15 protein-coding genes and 3 pseudogenes are annotated in these 19,167 nt (G+C 61.7%); 7 read left to right on the plus strand and 11 right to left on the minus strand.

What is annotated here, in order from left to right; all coding sequences use genetic code 11:
- Positions 1–2 precede the first annotated feature (2 nt).
- The 7 genes and pseudogenes from pqqB to H3V53_RS13845 form a co-directional block, all read right to left on the minus strand.
- Entirely contained in the window at positions 3–926 is a 924-nt protein-coding gene (gene pqqB / locus H3V53_RS13815) for a pyrroloquinoline quinone biosynthesis protein PqqB (RefSeq protein ID WP_336598391.1), read from the minus strand.
- A 62-nt stretch (positions 927–988) separates the two neighbouring features.
- Complete coding sequence (gene pqqA, locus H3V53_RS13820) at positions 989–1,063, minus strand: pyrroloquinoline quinone precursor peptide PqqA (protein ID WP_006410019.1); 75 nt, start codon at positions 1,061–1,063, stop codon at positions 989–991.
- 217 nt (positions 1,064–1,280) lie between these two features.
- Positions 1,281–2,195, minus strand: coding sequence for a type 2 periplasmic-binding domain-containing protein (locus H3V53_RS13825; RefSeq protein ID WP_336598392.1), 915 nt, complete (start codon positions 2,193–2,195; stop codon positions 1,281–1,283).
- A gap of 274 nt (positions 2,196–2,469) precedes the next feature.
- Positions 2,470–4,434, minus strand: a complete 1,965-nt coding sequence (locus H3V53_RS13830) for a sigma-54-dependent Fis family transcriptional regulator (protein WP_336598393.1) — start codon at positions 4,432–4,434, stop codon at positions 2,470–2,472.
- A 602-nt stretch (positions 4,435–5,036) separates the two neighbouring features.
- Entirely contained in the window at positions 5,037–8,666 is a 3,630-nt protein-coding gene (locus tag H3V53_RS13835) for a hydantoinase B/oxoprolinase family protein (RefSeq protein ID WP_419539494.1), read from the minus strand.
- 61 nt (positions 8,667–8,727) lie between these two features.
- Entirely contained in the window at positions 8,728–10,035 is a 1,308-nt protein-coding gene (locus H3V53_RS13840) for an MFS transporter (protein WP_419539495.1), read from the minus strand.
- Between the two features lie 177 nt (positions 10,036–10,212).
- Positions 10,213–10,992 (minus strand): annotated as a pseudogene (locus H3V53_RS13845) (putative hydro-lyase); the annotation flags it as partial.
- Between the two features lie 221 nt (positions 10,993–11,213).
- Here H3V53_RS13845 and H3V53_RS13850 point away from each other — a divergent pair.
- The 3 genes from H3V53_RS13850 (at position 11,214) to H3V53_RS13860 (ending at position 13,045) form a co-directional block, all read left to right on the plus strand.
- Positions 11,214–12,146 carry a LysR family transcriptional regulator gene (locus tag H3V53_RS13850; protein ID WP_336598394.1) on the plus strand — a complete coding sequence of 311 codons (933 nt, stop codon included), beginning with the start codon at positions 11,214–11,216 and terminating at the stop codon, positions 12,144–12,146.
- A gap of 110 nt (positions 12,147–12,256) precedes the next feature.
- Positions 12,257–12,523 carry an ElaB/YgaM/YqjD family protein gene (locus tag H3V53_RS13855; RefSeq protein WP_336598395.1) on the plus strand — a complete coding sequence of 89 codons (267 nt, stop codon included), beginning with the start codon at positions 12,257–12,259 and terminating at the stop codon, positions 12,521–12,523.
- Between the two features lie 108 nt (positions 12,524–12,631).
- Positions 12,632–13,045: a hypothetical protein gene (locus H3V53_RS13860; protein ID WP_336598396.1), complete on the plus strand. Its 414-nt coding sequence runs from the start codon at positions 12,632–12,634 to the stop codon at positions 13,043–13,045.
- 114 nt (positions 13,046–13,159) lie between these two features.
- Here H3V53_RS13860 and H3V53_RS13865 read toward each other — a convergent pair whose 3' ends face one another.
- The 3 genes from H3V53_RS13865 to H3V53_RS13875 are packed head-to-tail and all read right to left on the minus strand — an operon-like array spanning position 13,160 to position 15,183.
- The gene (locus H3V53_RS13865; RefSeq protein WP_336598397.1) at positions 13,160–13,558 is read right to left on the minus strand and encodes a host attachment protein; all 399 of its coding nucleotides are present in this window, start codon (positions 13,556–13,558) and stop codon (positions 13,160–13,162) included.
- Between the two features lie 47 nt (positions 13,559–13,605).
- Positions 13,606–14,820, minus strand: a complete 1,215-nt coding sequence (locus H3V53_RS13870) for an alkene reductase (protein ID WP_336598398.1) — start codon at positions 14,818–14,820, stop codon at positions 13,606–13,608.
- Between the two features lie 45 nt (positions 14,821–14,865).
- Positions 14,866–15,183 (minus strand): hypothetical protein, encoded by a 318-nt coding sequence (locus tag H3V53_RS13875; protein WP_336598399.1) that lies wholly within the window; start codon positions 15,181–15,183, stop codon positions 14,866–14,868.
- Between the two features lie 263 nt (positions 15,184–15,446).
- Between H3V53_RS13875 and H3V53_RS13880 the strand changes: the two genes are divergently transcribed.
- Both H3V53_RS13880 and H3V53_RS13885 read left to right on the plus strand, forming a co-directional pair.
- Positions 15,447–16,100: a BON domain-containing protein gene (locus H3V53_RS13880; RefSeq protein WP_336598400.1), complete on the plus strand. Its 654-nt coding sequence runs from the start codon at positions 15,447–15,449 to the stop codon at positions 16,098–16,100.
- Positions 16,101–16,517: 417 nt separating this feature from the next.
- Positions 16,518–17,084 (plus strand): phosphate-starvation-inducible PsiE family protein, encoded by a 567-nt coding sequence (locus H3V53_RS13885; RefSeq protein ID WP_336598401.1) that lies wholly within the window; start codon positions 16,518–16,520, stop codon positions 17,082–17,084.
- Positions 17,085–17,243: 159 nt separating this feature from the next.
- Here the strand turns inward: H3V53_RS13885 and H3V53_RS13890 are convergent, their stop codons facing one another.
- Positions 17,244–17,879 carry an SDR family oxidoreductase gene (locus H3V53_RS13890; RefSeq protein ID WP_336598402.1) on the minus strand — a complete coding sequence of 212 codons (636 nt, stop codon included), beginning with the start codon at positions 17,877–17,879 and terminating at the stop codon, positions 17,244–17,246.
- Positions 17,880–18,289: 410 nt separating this feature from the next.
- Between H3V53_RS13890 and H3V53_RS13895 the strand changes: the two are divergent.
- Together H3V53_RS13895 and H3V53_RS13900 are read left to right on the plus strand one after the other, a co-directional pair.
- A pseudogene (locus H3V53_RS13895) lies at positions 18,290–18,604 on the plus strand (hemagglutinin repeat-containing protein); the annotation flags it as partial.
- 45 nt (positions 18,605–18,649) lie between these two features.
- A pseudogene (locus tag H3V53_RS13900) lies at positions 18,650–19,167 on the plus strand (transposase); the annotation flags it as partial.

The following is a 19,167-nucleotide window of genomic DNA, read 5'->3' on the forward strand; positions in this document are numbered from 1 at the left end:
GGTTATACCTGAAAATGCATTCCGTCTCGCGCCACTTCAATGCCGCGCGCACGAATCACTGCGTATTCGGCTGAATGCGGATCGAGGATCGGATTCGTGTTGTTGATGTGAATGAATACCTTGCGCGTGGAGCCCGGCAATGCGTCGAGCCACTGCACCATGCCTGGCTTGCCGTCGTGGCCGCATTGCGCGAGATGTCCCATTTCGCTGGCGCGCTTTCCAGAGAGGCCGTGCGCAATCATTTCGTTCTCGGACCAGAAAGTGCCGTCGACAATCACCAGTTGCGACGCATACATCGCATCGCGCACTTGCGGCGTGACTTCACCCAGGCCCGGTGCGTAGAACGCGCGAGCGCCTGTCGCGACGTTTTCCATCAGCAACGCAATGTTGTCGCCTGGAAGCGGCATATCGCGGCGCGCGGAATAGGGCGGTGCATTGCTGTTGACGGGAATCGCCGTGAAGCGCACGCCTGTGACGGGCGCAATGGTAAATGGCTCGCCGGGTGTGATGTCGTGCTGTTGCACGCCGCAATAGTGGCCGAGCAGCGGTACGATCGGCAGTTCACCCGACAGGTCATCGAATACAGGCGCGGTCGCATAAAGGGGCAGCGGCGAGGTGCGTTCGCGCATCATCAGCAGACCTGTCACATGATCAATCTGCGCATCGACGAGCATCACGGCCACAATGCCCGTGTCACGAATCGAACGGGCGGGCTGCAGTTCGGGATGCTCACGCAACTGCGTGAGAAGATCGGGCGAGGCGTTGATGAGAATCCAGTTGACGCCGTCGTCGCTGACAGCGATCGACGATTGTGTGCGGGGCAGTACGTCGTCCAGTCGGCGACGCGCACGGCTGCAGTTCGTGCAGTTGCAGTTCCACTGCGGCAGTCCGCCGCCTGCGCCCGAACCGAGAACCCTGATCTTCATGATGACGGCTCCGTGTGCCGTCGCGCGCTGCATGCAACGTGCGACGGCAATGCGACATGACGTCAGCGATTGGCGATGTACATCGTGATTTCAAAACCGAAACGCAGATCGGTGTAGGCGGGTGTCGTCCACTGCATGGCTGTCTCCTTGATGACCGGGTTGAAAACCGCTGTCTGGATTGCGGTCGGGGTGGTACAACGCAAGCTCTGTGCCGAAGCTTTGCGCCGCATCCGACGTTTTGTGCAGCAGGGCGCTGTCCGGATCCGGAGCACACGTGTTGCGAAACGGAACATCAGGTGCAACAGCGTAGGGCAGGCTTCGGTGGGTCTGTCGACGTGCGCACGCTGTGCGTCGTCACAGTCCCGGTGAACCGGGACGCGCGACGTTTGAGGATGCATGCATGATCGAGGCGAATGTCGATTCGCCTCGATCATGCATCGCGTCGACTTTGGCAGCAGCGGCCGCATCGGTCGCATTTCGGGGCAGCGCCCATTCGCGAGTGAGGGTCGAGAGTCGCTGATTGTTCGATAACGCGCTCATGGCGGCATTGATCCGGTCACGGAGTGCCGCTGTGCGCGCACCGAAGGCGAAGACAAGCTGCCAATCCGAGTACGGCGAATGAGCGGGTGCGATGATGAAATGCTGCTGCGGATGCGCATGCTGATAAGCCACTACCGCCGGATACCAGACGATTGCGCGCTGTGCCTGACCCTTCGCCACTGCCTCGATGGTCAGCGCCGACGTGTTTTCCAGGTGCAGCTTCGCGTTTGAGGTTTGCACGGCGATCAATTGCGCGGGGCTCGCATAGGTTGCCGCGACGATGTCCTTTACGGCACTGTCCGGGTTTGCATCAGACACAGCGATACTCACGTAGCCCGCGCGCAGATAGCCGCGGGAGAACGTCAGTTTCCCACCGGATGCATCCGCCACAGTTGAAAGCGGAAAGCCTGCGATGACATCGCAGTCGCGTGCCAGGGTGCGATTGAGTTCCTTGAGCGAGACACCGTCATCGTCGCCGTCGCCAATGCCATGCTGGACCAGTTGCGCCGTAATACCCGCAGCAGCAAAGACGTCCCGCGCGACGGCTTGATCGAGCGATGCGGTCGGGCTGCCCGGAAACGTACAGATTTTCACGCTGGCAATGGAAGGCATCGATGCAAGCGCGAGACACGCGGCAACGATACGCATTGCCGGTCTCAGGGTGGTGGTTGCCGCGACGCCTGCTGCGAGCAGCGCGAAGCGCGTGGCCGGGATCGAAGTTGTCTTCATCAATGTCTCCTTGAGTGATCGTGCGACGCCTTCGGCAGAGCGGAGTGTGCCTGCGGATCGGCCGCGCGATGGTCACGGCAAGTCGTGTGCCATTGATGTGTGCTCGTTCGAACCGGCGGCTACCGCGCGGGATCGGCCAATCGCGAATCGCTTGATACCGTATGGGCGAGGGCACTGAACACAGCGTTCAGATCTGGAACAGGTGTTGCGAAATGCAACACCTGTTTGCGCAGCATGCAAACCGCCGAGCATGACGCGCGGCGCGTTCGTGCTTCTAATTGGCCCGGCCTGTACCGAGTGGCGGCATCTTGCGATAGACCGTATTGCGCGAAATGCCGAGCATGCGCGCCGCTGCCGAGACGTTGCCATTGTGCTGCGCGATTGCGGCGGCGATCGCCGAGGCTTCGACGTCCTGCAGCCGCGCACCGGGCGGTTGCATCGGATCACCCGCTGGCTGACCACCGGGCATGGCGACACAGCGGCAATCCTCGAAGAAATCTTCAGGCAGATGCTCGCGCCTGATCTGCCCGTCGTCGTCGACCATTGCGGCGGCTGTGCGCAACAGATTGCCAAGCTGCCGAAAGTTGCCCGGCCACGCACATTGCTCGAACAACGTCATGACGTCGCCGGCGACGCTCAACGGCGCGTCCGAAGCCTGCTCGGATCGCACCGAGACCAGCATCTTTTCGATCACGACAGCGAGATCGGTGCGCTCGCGCAGCGGCGGCAGTTTGACGACCAGCCCGTTCAGCCGGTAGTACAGGTCCTCGCGGAACCGGTTCTGGGCGATCATCTCGCGCAGGTTGCGGTGAGTGGCGCAAATAATGGCGACATCGACGGGCACCGATTTGCTCGAGCCCAGCGGGTCCACCACGCGTTCCTGCAAAACTCGCAGCAGACGCACTTGCAACGGATACGGCATGTCGCCGATTTCGTCGAGAAAGAGGGTGCCGCCGTTGGCCTGCAACAGCTTGCCTGCCGCACCCTTACGACGTGCACCCGTGAACGCGCCTTCTTCATAGCCGAAGAGTTCCGATTCGATCAGATTCTCGGGGATGGACGCGCAATTGACGGCGACAAATGGGCCCGAGCGGCGCGGCGAGTCATTGTGAATTGCCTGCGCGAGCAGCTCCTTGCCGGTGCCCGTTTCGCCGGTGATCAGGATAGGGATATCCTTGCCGATCACCTTGCGAACCTTCTCGATGACGGTCGAAACCTGCCCATCGCCCGTATCCAGACATGCAAGCTTCGACGGTGAGCTGTCGACCAGAGTGGAACGTGCTGGCTGGGCGTGGCGTACAGCGGGCGGCGTAGCAGGGTCAAATGCAACGGGCAGCTGAACGGACTCTCCAAGCGTCGGACGGCGAAATTCGACGCTTGCGCATACTACCGTCCCATTGTTCAGCGCGAGCGAAATGGGGTGTCCCTGACTGGTGCGCAGACGGTCGATTAATTGAGGCGTGGTCAATCCGCAGAGGGATGACAACGTATGCGCGCGCATTGCGGCGAGGGGAAGCCCGAACTGGAATTGCGCGCTTCGATTGGCGGAGAGAAAACGCCCGTCGCACGTGAAGGCCATGATGCCTTCCATCAATGTGCCGAGAAACTCCGGCCGGGCGTGAAACGCGATCTGGAGCGTATGGCGAAACGTACTCGTGAACAGATGGTTTTCGATCATCTGCGCGGACATCTTTGCCAGCGCCATGGTGTGCTGGTGATAGCTGCGATGGTCGCCTGTCACATCGAGCACGCCCGCGAGATCGCCGTACGGATCGAGAATCGGCACGCTAGCGCAGGTCAGGAAGCGATTGGCGGCCAGATAGTGCTGGTCGCCATGCACGACAGTCGGACAGCGATCTGCGATCGCAGTGCCGATCGCATTCGTGCCTTGCCGCTCTTCCGCCCAGTTGGCCCCCGCCTTGAGTGCAACCTTTTCAGCACGCCGGAGAAAGTCGTCGTCGCCTACTGAATGAAGGATCAGTCCTTGCGCGTCGGTGAGTACGATCATGCTTTGCGTGTTCGCGATCTGTTCGCGCAGCGTCTCCATGACGGGCATCGCGTGAGCGCTGAGCGCGCGGTTCTGCTCGAGCTTCATTCGCAGTTCACCGCCCGTCAACACGTCATAGTCGGGCCGCATCAATGCCTTGAGCCCGAACTTTTCCGACCGCTCATGCGCTTTCTGGATCGATGGACTACTCCAGCCGCTGGCACAGGCCAATGGACTTGCAGACTGCTGCATTGTCTCCTCCTTGTATTGCTTCTCCCGGCCGAGGCAACCTTGTTGTCTTGAGCCTCGGCTGGCGTATCACGCCGCGCGAGTGTCGTTGAAAGCCGATAGACAGCTATTGCGCACGTCGCGCGATGGGACCTGCATGCGAAATCTGTACCAGCCGTGGGCCGGTCGGAGGCATCTGCGTGACAGGCGAATCAGTGGTTCGACGTTAGCGGGCGCGAACCCATGATCGTTGATTTACATCAAGCAGGCAGCGCTGGGCGGGCGGGCCGCAGAAACAATTAATGTTTAGCGCTCCGCCGTTGGAGGTCGGCGGTGAAGAACCTGTCGCGGATCGCAACGAATGCACCGCATCATCATGCAAACTTGCAGCCTCTCATCGAGGCCGAGGGTGCCGTCCGTTGAAAGCACGAGTGTCCGGCCAAACTGGCGGGAACCAGGCGGGTTTACCCGGCCAGTTTCGGAGCCGTTCGCATTGAAGGCGCCCGGGACCCTCGAACGGCCGCTTTACCCCGGAGATGTACCTTACCCACGGCTGACAGTTCAACATCCAGCGTGGCACGCCTGGACCACGCTGGACGCAACCCCCACTGTGCGGGAGTCAAACTTCACCGAAACCACCGCCCCCCCGGCGTTTCGACCACGAACACATCGCCCGCCTCCATGTCGACACTCGCGATGTGACCTAGTGCAACGACCTGACCATCCGCGCGCTCGACCCGATTGCTGCCGCGCCGTCCTGCCCGTCCGCCACACGCGCCGAAAGGCGCATGGATGCGGTTATTCGACAGAATCGATGCCGTCATCGGTTTGAGGAAGCGAATGCGCCGGATCGCCCCGTTCCCGCCGTGCCAGCGCCCGAGGCCACCCGATTTCGCCATGATCAGATGCGATTCGAGCCGCACTGGGTAGCGCCATTCGAGTACTTCGGGATCAGTCAGGCGCGAGTTGGTCATGTGCGTCTGCACGGCATCGACGCCGCTGAAACCGTTGCCCGCGCCGCTGCCGCCTGCAATCGTTTCGTAGTATTGGTAGCGGGCATCGCCGAAGGTGAAGTTGTTCATCGTTCCCTGGCTCGATGCCACGATGCCGAGTGCGCCATACAGCGCATTGGTGATGGCCGAGGACGTCTCGACATTGCCCGACACCACCGCTGCCGGATATACCGGATTGAGCATCGAACGGTCCGGAACGAGCACCGACAACGGCTTGAGGCAACCCGCGTTGAGCGGGATATCGTCGCCAACGAGCGTGCGAAACACATAGAGCACCGCTGCCATGCAGACCGCCTTCGGCGCATTGAAGTTGTTGGGCAGTTGCGCAGACGTGCCGCTGAAATCGACCGTGGCGCTGCGGGTCGCGGCATCGACGCGAATCGCGACGTCGATCACCGCGCCATTGTCGAGCTCGTAGCGGTAGCTGCCATCCTTGAGCGCGCCGATTACGCGGCGCACCGCCTCTTCGGCGTTGTCCTGCACGTGACGCATGAAAGCGAGCACCACGTCGCGGCCGAATTGCGCGACCATGCGGCGCAATTCGTCCACGCCCTTCTGATTCGCGGCGACCTGCGCGCGTAGATCGGCCATATTCTGCGCGATATTGCGTGCGGGATAGCGGCCCGACGCAAGCAACGCGCGCGTCTCGGCGTCGCGCAATACGCCTGCGCGCACGAGCTGCCAGTTGTCGATCAGCACGCCTTCCTCGTCGATATGCGACGAGGATGCCGGCATCGAGCCGGGCGTGATGCCGCCGATGTCCGCATGATGGCCGCGCGAGCCGACGTAGAAGAGCGGTTCGGACGATCCGTCCGCGAATACGGGGGTGATGACGGTCACGTCGGGCAAGTGCGTGCCGCCGTGATACGGGTCGTTGAGCATGAACACGTCGCCATCGCGCATGGCGCCGCGATTGCGCTCGATCACCGTCCGGATGCTTTCACCCATCGAGCCCAGATGCACCGGCATGTGCGGCGCATTGGCAATCAGGTTGCCTTCGTCGTCGAAGATCGCACACGAAAAATCGAGACGTTCCTTGATGTTCACCGAGTACGCCGTATTTTGCAGGCGCAACCCCATCTGCTCAGCAATCGACATGAACAGGTTGTTGAAGATTTCGAGGCGAACGGGGTCTGCCTCGGTGCCGATCGAGCGGCGCGTGGGGAGCGGCTGCACGCGCGTCATCACCACGTTACCCTGTGCGGTGAGCTCCGCCTGCCATCCCGGTTCGACCACAGTCGTGCCGTTCTTCTCAGCGATGATCGCCGGACCGTCGAGCGTGTCGCCGGCGCATAGCATGTCGCGCTGATAGAGCGATGCATGGTGCCACTGACCGCCCGAGTACATGCGAACGGTCGTCTGTGCGCGAAGCGCGTCGTCTGCCGCGCGCCTCGGCAGGCTACCCGTATCGACAGGCGCATCGGAATGGCCGATGGCTTCGACGGACGCGAGTTCTGCGATAAGCGGCGTGTCCGCCATCAAAAACGCGTAGCGTTGACGATAGGCCGCCTCGAACGCGGCGCGCATGTCGTCGACGCTGCCCGCCGGCACAGCAAGCGACGAATCGGTGCCCTGGTAACGCAAATGCACGCGCCGCTCGGTCGAGATACGCGCGGGGTCCACGCTCTGGTCGAGCAGTGCGCGTGTCGCCTCGTTCGCGAGCGCATCGAGTGCGGCTTTCAGTACAGGCACCGATGCTTCGTCGAGTGTGATTTCCAGTGCTCGTTCGCGCATGGCCGTCTGATCCGCGAGTCCCATGCCGTACGCGGAGAGCACGCCCGCGAGCGGATGCGCGAACACGCGCGTCATGCCGAGCGCGTCGGCCACCCCGCAGGCATGCTGGCCGCCCGCGCCGCCAAACGTGGTCAGCACATACTGCGAGACGTCGTGGCCGCGTTGCACCGAAATCTTCTTGATTGCGTTCGCCATGCTGCCGATAGCGATCTCCAGATAGCCTTCGGCCAGTTCTTCCGGCGTGCGGCGCTGGCCCGTTGCCGCGAAAATGTCATCAGCGAGGGATTGAAAACGGTCTGCGACGATAGCGCGATCGAGCGGCTCGTTTGCGTGTGGACCGAACACACGCGGAAAATAGTCGGGCTGGATCTTGCCGAGCATCACGTTGCAGTCGGTGACCGCGAGCGGGCCGCCGCGCCGGTACGCTGCGGGGCCGGGATTGGCGCCCGCCGATTCCGGGCCGACCCGCAGTCGCGCGCCATCGAAGTCGAGCACTGAGCCGCCGCCTGCTGCCACCGTATGGATGCTCATCATCGGCGCGCGCATGCGCACGCCTGCCACCTGCGTTTCGAACACACGCTCGAACTCGCCGTTGAAGTGCGACACGTCCGTCGACGTGCCGCCCATGTCGAAGCCGATCACGCGCTCGAAGCCTGCCGCCTGCGCTGCGCGCACCATCCCGACGATACCGCCCGCCGGCCCGGAGAGAATCGCGTCCTTGCCCTGAAAGACGTCGGCGCGCGTCAGTCCGCCGCTGCTTTGCATGAACTGCAGGTTCACGCCCGGCATTTCGTGGGCGACCTGATCCACGTAACGGCGCAAGATCGGCGACAGATACGCATCGACGACGGTCGTGTCGCCACGCGAGACCATTTTCATCAGCGGCGAGACTTCGTGGGACACCGAAATCTGCGTGAAACCGATGCGACGCGCGATCTCAGCCAGCTCACGTTCATGCGACGTGTGGCGATAGCCGTGAATCAGCACGATCGCGAGCGCGCGGATGCCGCCGTCGTAGACCTCGCGCAGTGCACGCTCAGCCGCGACACGGTCGAGCGGCGCGACGATCTCGCCCTGTGCGCTCATGCGTTCGTCGATTTCCACCACGCGCTCATAAAGCGCTTCGGGCAATGCGATGTCGAGGTCGAAGAGCCGCGGACGATTTTGGTACGCGATTCGCAACACATCGCGAAAGCCTCGTGTCGTGACGAGCGCGACGGGTTCGCCCTTGCGTTCGAGCAGGGCATTGGTCGCGACAGTGGTGCCCATTTTGACCATCTCGACGTGGCGCGGCGTGATGGCAACGCCCGCCTCCAGACCGAGCAAATGACGAATGCCGGCGACGGCCGCATCGCGATACTGTTCGGGGTTCTCTGAAAGGAGCTTGTGCGTGATGAGCGTGCCGTCCGGGCGGCGCGCGACGATATCGGTGAAGGTGCCGCCGCGGTCGATCCAGAACTGCCAGCGGGACGGCGTGCAAACATCGGAGGCTTGATCGTGCTTCATCATGTCGTGGGCTTGATGCGAAAAATGTAATGAGGTGCAGGCAATGCGGTGAACAGCGCGCAGTTCAGGCCGATTCGAGTTCACGGCCGCGTGTTTCGGGCAACGTGAGCGCGGCGATGATCAGCACGCCATACGCAGCCACCGCGAACAGGCCGATGCTCGTGCCGAGACCGAAGCGGCTCGACAGCGCGCCGATCAGCACGGGGAACAGTGCGCCGATCGCGCGGCCGACGTTGTAGCAAAACCCCTGACCGGAGCCGCGCACGCGGGTCGGAAAGAGTTCGGTGAGAAACGCGCCCATACCGGAGAAGATGCCCGACGCAAAGAAACCGAGCGGAAAGCCGAGCCACAGCATCGACGTATTGGTGAGCGGCAAAGCGGTGTACGCGAAGGCGATCGCCATCGAACCGAGCGCGAACAGAATGAAGTTCGGTTTGCGGCCGATGCGGTCCGTGAGCCACGCGCTGCACAGATAGCCCACATACGAACCCGCGATGATCATCGCGAGATAGCCGCCCGTGCCCATCACGGTCAGATGACGCTCGGTCTTGAGAAACGTCGGCAGCCACGTCGTGATGGCGTAGTAGCCGCCCTGTGCGCCCGTCGTGAGCAGAGCGGCGCGTGCGGTCGTCGAAAGCAGTCTGGGCGAGAAGATTTCGGTGAAACGCGGCGTGTCCTGCGTGTGTTTCTGGTGAACTTTAGCGTGCTCGAATACTTCGGGTTCTTTCACATAGCGGCGGATGAAAAGCACAAGCAGCGCGGGCACGAGGCCGATCAGGAACAACGCGCGCCACGCGATTTCCGGCGCCATGACGGAAAACAGCACGGCGTAGAGCAGAGCGGCCATGCCCCAGCCGAGCGCCCAGCCCGACTGAACGAGACCGACCGCCTTGCCGCGATCGCGTGCACGGATCACTTCGCCGATCAGCACGGCGCCCGCCGTCCACTCGCCGCCGAAGCCAAAGCCCATCAACGCGCGCGCCGCCAGCAACTGGCCGTAGTTCTGGGCGAGTCCGCACAATGCAGTGAACACGGCGAACCAAAGCACGGTGAGCTGCAGGGTGCGCACGCGGCCAATGCGATCGGACAGGATTCCCGCCACCCAGCCGCCGAGCGCGGAGGACAGCAACGTCATGGTGCCGATGAAGCCGGCATCGGCGAGCGAAATGCCCCATGTCGCGACGAGTGTCGGAATGACGAACGAGAGCATCTGCGTGTCCATGCCGTCGAGCATGTAGCCGACCTTGCAACTCCAGAACGCGCGACGGGCGCGCGGACTGGCTTCGGCGTACCAGGAAAGCGCTTGCGTGTCTGCCGTTGTGTTCATGCCGGCAGCATCGTCGACGTTTGCCGTGAGTGTCTTGCTGTCCATCTGCTGCTCCCGTGGATAGACGCATGAGTAACGAGCGAAGCCGCGCACGAGCGTAGGGATGCGTCATTCCCTCCGGGCTGGATAGCCGGATGGCTTCGAGATACTGCGAGTGATGCTTCGAATCGGCTGGCGGCGCGGCGATAGCGCCATGTCACGCCATAAGCGCCGCCGCAGCGATCAGAAGATGGCCAGCGACGCGTTGGTGATATCCGTCATCAGCATGTGCCCCGGCGCGTGCGCGATGGCGAGCGGCAGCTTCGCGGCCATCAGCGCGGTTTGCGGCGTCACGCCGCACGCCCAGTACACGGGCAACTCGCCTGCGCGCATCGTCACTGCATCGCCGAACTCAGGGCGTGCGAGATCGGCGATACCGAGTTCCGCCGGATCGCCGATATGCACGGGCGCGCCGTGCACGCCCGGAAAGCGGCTCGTGATCTGCACGGCGCGGATCGCGTCGGCGCCGCGCAATGGGCGCATCGACACGACGAGTTCGCCGCCGAACACGCCCGCGCGCCGGTTCGCGATCGTGGTGCGGTACATCGGCACGTTGCGGCCTTCTTCGACGTGACGCAGCCCGATGCCTTCCTTTGCGAGCATCTGCTCGAACGAGAACGAGCAGCCGATTGCGAACACGACGAAATCGTCCTGCCAGAGCGTCTCGATCGATTCGACACGTTCGCTCAGCTCGCCGTCGCGATAGACGTTGTAGGCGGGCACGTCGGTGCGGATGTCGATATCGCGCCCGAGCACCGGCACGCGGAAATCGCCCGGCTCGCCCACGCCGAGCAGCGGACAAGGCTTGGGATTCGCGTGGCAAAACCGCAGGAAATCGTGCGCGTGCGCGGCGGGCAGAACCGCGAGATTGGCTTGCGCGTAGTCGCCGCAATGGCCGGCTGTCGGGCCGCGGAAGTCGCGATGGCGTACGGCTTGGCGGAATTCGAATGGAGTCATGGTGTCGGCGTGCTGGTGCGGATGGCTCTGGGTTGTCTGCCTACAACGTAAAGGGTGCGAAACGTTGGTCCTGCGCTCAGACAAAGCATAGAAAAGAAGAAAATTTGACGCCAACTAGTTTTATTTGCGTTGAATGAATAGAATTTCTTAACGAGTTTGCGGGTTTTCCCCGATCACGTTGAGATTTTTGGAGCGGTTCTTCTTGTCGCCCTAGCGGCCCTCGACTTATGAATACGCGCTTTCTCGAGACTTTCGTCACGCTGGCCAAGCTGCGCAGCTTCCGCACCACGGCGACGGCGTTGCACGCCACGCCCGCTGCGATCTCGCAACGGCTGAAGTCGCTGGAAGACGAGTTGCATACCACGCTTGTCGATCGGGAGAGCCGCGAGTTCCGGCTCACGGCCAACGGCGAATATCTGCTTGGCTATGCGAAGGCCGTGGTGGAGGCGACGCGCCAGTTACAGGCCGCGGCCTCGCATGAAGGCGCGATGCGCGGCAAGCTGCGGCTCGGCGTGATCGAGACGGTCGTGCATAGTTGGCTCGCCGATTACATGCGACGCCTCGCCGACGACTTTCCGCAACTCGAAGTCGAACTGGCGGTGGACGTGAGTGTGGTATTGCAGCGGCGGCTGATGGCGGGTGAGCTCGATCTGATCATTCGCGTGGAAGGCAGCGACGAGGAATCGGTGGTGTGCGATGCGCTTGCCAACTACCCCGTGCACTGGATAGCGCGCGCGGGTCTGCTGCCGCTTTCGCGCAGCGGACTCGCCAAACATGTGCTGCGTCAGCCGATCCTGACGTTCGGGCGCGGAACTGCGCCGTATCGGGCGCTGGAGGACATCGTCGGCAAGCTGGCGCTCGCGAATGGCGTACCGCTCGCAGACACGCGCATCACGGGGTCGCCGTCGATTTCGGTAATCGTGCAACTTGTGCGTGATGGTTTCGGCGTGGCGGCGATTCCGCGTCTTTTCGTCGACGATCTGATCGCGCGCGGCGAGGTGGTGGAGTTACCTTTGCAGCCTTCGCCCCCTTCCATCGTGGTGTCGATGTCGCGACGCTCGGACGCAGCACTGTTCGTGCACGGCGCAGCGAACGCGGCGCGTACGGCATGTCACGAGTATTGCGCAGCGGGAGATCCGCGCCTGATAGAGCGCCTGTAAAACCGGGGCGCGCGGACATCTGTTGATGAGGTTTGGCGCCTTCATCCTTTTCGCGAGGCACGCCAGTTGCTGTCCGTTAGAGGCAATTCAACCAGAAACGGGAGGTTCAAATGGCCGAGTCCCATCTATCCACGACGTCCGGCTCTGCGGGTTCATTCCAGACGTCTGCGAACCCGAACGACGGCAACGGAGAACGAGCAAGCGGTGCCGCGCTGGCTGGTCTGAAGGAGAAGCTCACGGATGCGCAGGACGTCGTTAAATCGAAGTACCGCGTTGTCTCCGAATCGACCGACGATTTCGTCCATGATAGTCCGTGGAAAGCTGTTTCGATGGCGCTCATCGGCGGGCTCATTATCGGCATGCTCGCTGCCCGCTAATGCCCGTTCGATGCAGGATTGCGCGTGGAATGCCGGGAACGTTGCGGACGTGAACGTTGCGCCCGGCAGATCGCGCGGCCGGATTCCGTGTCAACAGAGGGGCACCGTATGCTACTCAGCGACGAAGAACTGGCGCGACTCGAGTCGATCGCGCCTTTCCTCCAAAGCGAAGCGGTCACGGCGCTGCAAGGCCCGATTCGATACGATGTGACGATGGAACTCGCTTCGCATCTTCAACCCGGCTTGCGGTTTCGCGTGCCCGAAACACCGCCGAAAGGCGGCGATCCCGAGGCTCCGCCGTATCCCCTCGATCTGTTCGTCGGCCTGCCGCTCGATGAACTGCGAGCGTTGTCCAACGCTGACGAAAATTCGCGGCGCGCGCTCATCGCGCGCTTCGGCGCGAGCTTCTCGCCCCGGCTGCTAAAAGCCATTGGCGGGTTGACTTCGCATGAAGTCGATCTCGATGCAGGCGTGCAGGGTGAGGCGGGGACCGTGGCTGTAATGCTCGACGATAAGGTATGAATGCAAGCATCGGCTATGCGGTGTTTCGCCGTCGTCATCGAGCAACCAGGTATTGTTTCCATCGCTACGCGACGGCAGACGCCATGCGGCACACGATCGTTCTGGAATTCGACGTCAATGCCTTTGCAGGTGCGCCTGAATTTCGCGCGCATCGAGTGCCGAGAGATCTTCGTTGAGCTCTTCGAAAAGCATCTGGCGCGTCTCTTCGCTCAGACGCTCGCGGAGCATCCCGAGAAACTTCGGCTCCGCGGCAAATCGCAATCGCTGATACCGCTGATGGAGCCGTCCCTGTTCGATGTAGTCTGCGACGGTCTTCGCGAATTTTTCGCGATCCTTTTCGCTCAACGTCCGTCCACCAGGGACGACATTGACGAGGTCTTCGATTTCCTGCAAGTCCAGTTTAAGTCCCCGCGTCTCGAAGATTCGAGCACGGCTGCCGTCGGCAACGACAACCCAGGTAGTGACAGCCATGATGCGCCTCTCGGTGTGATTGGCCGCTGGCTCGGCGGGCATCGCAATGCATCGCGTCACGCTTGCGATGCCGGCCGGTCAACGACACGTTATCTCCAACGCCCATCGATGACGGACCGTGGGGCCTCGCCTCGCTCCTGCGCGAGCGACGGATAGTCGGTATATCCGCGCTCGCCGCCTCCGTAGAATGTGGACGGGTCCGGCGAATTGAGCGGAGCGCGCGACCGCAAGCGTTCCGGGAGGTCGGGATTGGCGATGAACAGGCGTCCGAACGCGATCAGGTCCGCGTTGCCGTCCTCGAGCCATCTTTCCGCGCTGCCGCCGTCGAATCCGCCCGCGACCATCAACACGCCACGGTAGGTGCGGCGTATCGTCTCGCTCATGCGTTTCGCGCGCTCCGTGAAAGCGACGTCCTCACCCGTCGCCGCCAGCGCGGGATTGACGATGTGCAAATAAGCCAGCCCGTATCGATTAAGCTTCTCGATGACGTAAGAAAAGGTCGCCTCGGGATCGTGGTCATGCATGTCGTTGAAGGTGCCGAGAGGGGACAGCCGGACGCCGACTTTTTCCGGCCCCCATACTTCGCACACCGTTTCGATCACCTCGAACAGCAGCTTGGCCCGACGCTCGCTCGATCCGCCGTATTCGTCCGTGCGGCGGTTCGAGCCGGACAGCAGAAACTGATCGAGCAGATACCCGTTCGCCGCGTGCACTTCGACGCCGTCCATTCCGGCAGCCTTTGCGTTGCGCGCACCCCTTGAGTATTGGCGTACGAGATACGGCATCTCTTCGACCTGTAGCGCGCGAGGTGTGACGCAAGGCGCGACGACACCTTCGCCGCGCTCGTTCTCGATGAACGCCTCCGCTTTCGGCCGAACAGAAGAGGGCGCAACGGGCAGCATTTCATCGGGCTGCAACGAGGGGTGCGATATGCGTCCGACGTGCCACAGCTGCATGAACATCAACCCGCCCGTCTCGTGCACGGCGTCGGCCACGAGCCGCCAGCCTTCGACCTGCTCGCGGCTATGGATTCCAGGCGTCCATGCATAGCCCTGTCCTTGCATCGACACCTGCGTCGCCTCGCTGATGATGAGCGCGGCCGTTGCGCGCTGCGCGTAATAGCAGGCATTGAGCTGCGTCGGAACGTTGCCTGGTCGGCTTGCGCGCGAACGCGTCAGGGGCGCCATCACAACACGATGACGCAGGTTGTAGGGTCCGACCTTTACGGGTTCGAAGAGCTTGCGCGGCGAGACCTGCTCGTCGTGCTGCCCGGCGGCCCCGGGCGCGATTTCCGTCTCAGCCATATTGGCTCCGAAAAGTGCTGCTATAGACGCGTCGGTTAGTCGGCGTCAGTCACTTCGGCGTGATCCCCTGGTCTGCCTTAGTACCGGCGACGACTGAGTTTGCGTCTTCGCGGGTTGTTCGGGCTCGGGGTGAACGGCGATTGGATCGCTCGCAGGAAAGGTCTCTCCGAGCGCTTCGTCGAGTTGCTGATCCAAGGTCATCGGCGCTTCCTTCCGGATGTCGACGCGACTTGCGTTTGTCATACCAGCGGAATCTCGCTGTCGCACCGCCGTTACGCGCACGCAATTACGGCCGTTGGAAGCAGAGATCGTCACCTCCATCACGCAGATCAGAAATCGCGACATGACAACAAGCAGATACACGTCACCGATCCCTGACGATACGGCGATGGCATCAACACTAGATTCTTGTGGCTTGCACTTCTTCCTGATTCCTGCAGGACGTGTCGGATCTCTGCAGCTCCTGCTGCGCGGCTTTCAGATGCGAACGTACGGCGGCATTGCGTAAAAACTGCACAGACGTAAGGAAGAAAATCGTCTCGGCGCGCCCTACCGTGGCCCGATTCGTGTGGCACTGGCGTGGCCCGCGTGCGAGCGTCAGTCCGTCAACAAACCGAGGAGCAGCGATGAGAACCGACGAAGACATCAAGCGAGACGTGGAGTACGAACTGAAGTGGGATCGGGACATCGATCCTTCAGATATCGGGGTTGCGGTCAAGGACGGCGCGGTCACGTTGTCGGGTTTCGCGCGCAGCTTCCGGCAAAGGCGCAAGGCCGAAGAGGATGCGACGCGTGTGCGCGGTGTCAGGGGAATCGCAAACGATGTGGAGGTGCGCTTGCCGCTGATCAACAAGCGCCCCGATCCGGATATCGTGCGCGAGATCATTGCCGAACTGAAGGCCGAACTGCCAGATACGGCGGGCACCATCAAGGCCGTCGTCAGGGACGGAAACGTGACGCTGAAGGGCGAAGTCGAATGGGACTACCAACGTCGCCGTGCCGCCGACACGGCGCTGGGAGTGAGCGGCGTAACCGGCCTGATAAACGAGATCGAGATCAAGCCGAAGGTCGAGCCCGAGAACCTCAAACACAAGATCGAGGACGCGTTCAAGCGCAACGCGGAAGTCGACGCACAGCACATCACGGTGGAGGCCGAAGGTAATAAGGTCGTCCTGCGCGGCACGGTTCGCACATGGGCTGCGCGGGAGGAGGCTGAGCGGATCGCATGGCTTGCCCCCGGTGTGATGTGGGTCGACAATCGGATCACCATCGAATACTGAGGGGCCACTGGAGACCGTGCGGCTCGCTTGCGTGGCGGGTGGCCGAGGGACGGACACGGTATAGCACCAAAAACAGGAAATGCCCCTAGCGAGCTGGCGCCGCCAAAATGGCGCAATCCATCTCGCGCTCGTTGGGGTACAGTGAATGGACCTGCTTGCGGCTCAGTACCTCATCGAATACTCGACAGGGATCTTTATCAGAAGCGCGAGAATGGTTCGACCGCTGTTCGTTGTTATCAAATAACCGAATACGTCAGTTCTGTTTTGGGCAGCGATCCATAAAGAAGCCGCGCAAACGCGAAGGATCGTAGCATGTGCGTTACGACCGTCGAATGGACTATGCATGCACGGCGCGTGCGCAATCCATGCACGTGCGGTGCGCTCGATGCGCAGCGACGGCCTTTCGGGAGTCGAGTCATGGAAAGTAAGAAAAGCTGGCTACGCAAGGATCTCGATGCGTTGCGTCTGCAGTGGGACATGCTCACCTTCTATGAACGATTCGAGCAGCTTGTCGCGCATGTGCTGAGCTTCGTCATCTCTATCATTATCCTCGTGTCGCTCTGGCAGTTGATCCACGCGGTGATTTCGTTGCTGGTCGCGGACGCGCTGAACCCGCTGGATCACGCGGTGTATCAGACCATCTTCGGTATGGTCATGACGCTGCTGATCGCGATGGAATTCAAGCATTCGATTACGCGTGTAATGGCGCGGCGCGATCACATCGTGCAGGTCAAAACGGTGCTTCTGGTTGCGCTGCTGGCAATCGCCCGCAAATTCATCATTCTCGATCCGGCCAGTGCGCCTGCCCAGATCGCGGCGCTTGCATTTGCGCTGGTGGCACTCGGGATCGTCTACTGGCTGATGCGGCAGCGTGATGACCCGGTCGACGCGACGATCGCGGCGCAAGCAGAGCGTGATCGCGTGGTGCACGCGCAGCGACAGCAAGGAGGGCCGCCCCGCGAAGGCGGCCAATCCGACAGTTGACCTGAGTCGCCGCCGTCAGACTCGGATCATCAAGGCGTCGCGTCGATCGAAATCAGTCTGTCAATCCAGAATACTGCCTTCGACAGGCAGACTCATCCGCGGACTTCGCCTGAAGAACGCCAAGGCATGCGGTATGCGTTCGAGAAAGCGGTCGCAGGGCTACACGCGGGCTAACGCATCTACGATAGGCACGTCCCCTCCTGCAAAACCAATTACCTTGTTCGCCAGGCGCGCCTTGAGCGCATCGAGAACGACCTCGGCCACGTCTTCACGCGCCACCGGGTCGCCCGCAGCGTCGGCATTCGACACGATCTGGATGGTTCCGACTCCCGGCTCCATTGTCAGCGTGCCGGGGCGCAGCACAAGGTAATCGAGCCCGCTAGCAATCACGTAGTCGTCCGATTCGCGTTTCATTTGCGCGTAGTGTTGCAGTGCTTGCTGCGAGCGTTCCGGCGCGTACGCAAGCAATGTACTGATAACGACAAAAAGACCCGCACCGCTTTGCTTTGCGTAATCGACCGACTTGATGATCGAGTCGCGGTCGATCAGGCGTTCTTGCTCCGCGCCCTCGGTTTCTGCCGAGCCGGCGGTATAAATGACGGTATGTACGCCGCTGAACACATGCGAGAAATCGCCAGACAGGTCGGCAATGAGCGGCCGGACGCCGAACCGCTCGAAAGCATCGCTTTTTGCCGGGTTGCGTATCAACGGGCAGAACGGGATGGCAGAGGCATGCAATTTCTCGGCTACTAGCCGACCCGTTCTCCCGCTTGCGCCAATTAACAGAATGCTCATGACTTTTCTCCTGGAACGATGTGCTGCGCCGTAGCGTGTTTTCACAGTCTAGTATCAGAACGCGAAAGATTTCTGCATCCGTAGGCTGGGGCAAGTCGCAACGGCGGGCCCAACCGCTATTCCTCGTCACCGGGATTCTCTTCGTCAAACATCAAAATGCTTACGGTGCTGGAGAAGGCGTTCCGGCGTCACAAGCGCCGAGCAACGTTGTGCGGTGTTCGGGGATGCGCATCAATTGCTGCCATGCGTTGGTGGGGAACAAACGAAACCTGTACTGGCGGAAGTGGCCAACTCAATATGAGGTGCCCACTGACATAGTTCAGCACGACACTTGGCATAGCACCGGTAGCGGGTTCCAAGCCGAAGGCTCAAATACCAAGGACCCAATTGCGTGAGAAGAGAGCAGTCACTTTCATGAGGATCTGAAAACGGGATTGGGTAGTTCGGGCGGCGTGGGCATTTCATATGGCTCGAACGATCATAAAGACACGACGCACGATAGCGTCGTGACGAACAATGCGACCCTAATCGGCAGCACGGATGGCAGTCTGCATCTGTCAGCCGGCAACGATCTGCATGTCACGGGCAGCGACTTGATCGCGGGGCAGAACATAGTTGGCACGGGCGCAAACGTGATTATCGATGCGGCCACGGGTACGACGCACCACGACCAAACGCATGAGGTTAAGACCACCGGCTTCACGCTCGGGCTCGCGGGAAGCTGAGGCTGACCCGGAATTCCGGACCAGTCAGAGGTGGAAAAATCCGGCATGATTCAGGAACTGCGACCAGGAGGTCATGCCGCGAAGAAGAGCAGGTACACCGACGAGCAGATTGCCTACGCGCTGAAGCAGGCCGAGCTGGGTACACCCGTAGCCGAGGTGTGTCGCAAGATGGGCATCAGCGATGCGACGTTTTATAACTGGCGTACGAAGTTCGGCGGCTGTCGCCCTCGGAAGTGCGGGGCATGAAGCAGCTCGAGGAAGAAAACGCGAAGCTCAAAAGACTGGTGGCTGACCTGTCACTGGACAAGGCCGATGTTGCAGGATGTGGAGGCAAAAAGAGCCTGAAGCCTTCCCGGCTGCGTGAGTTCGCAACACACCTGATGCATCGCTTTGGCGCGAGCCAGCGGCAGACCTGTGCGGTATTGAAGCTGTCCCGTTCGGTGTACAGCTATCAGTCCGTGGCGCGCGACCCAAGCGCGCTCGTCATGCGCATCAGGGAGATCACGCAGACGCGTGTGCACTATGGCTATCGCCGCGTGCACGTGATGCTGCGCCGGGAAGGC

Source organism: Paraburkholderia bengalensis (assembly GCF_037126505.1).
GTDB lineage: Bacteria > Pseudomonadota > Gammaproteobacteria > Burkholderiales > Burkholderiaceae > Paraburkholderia > Paraburkholderia bengalensis.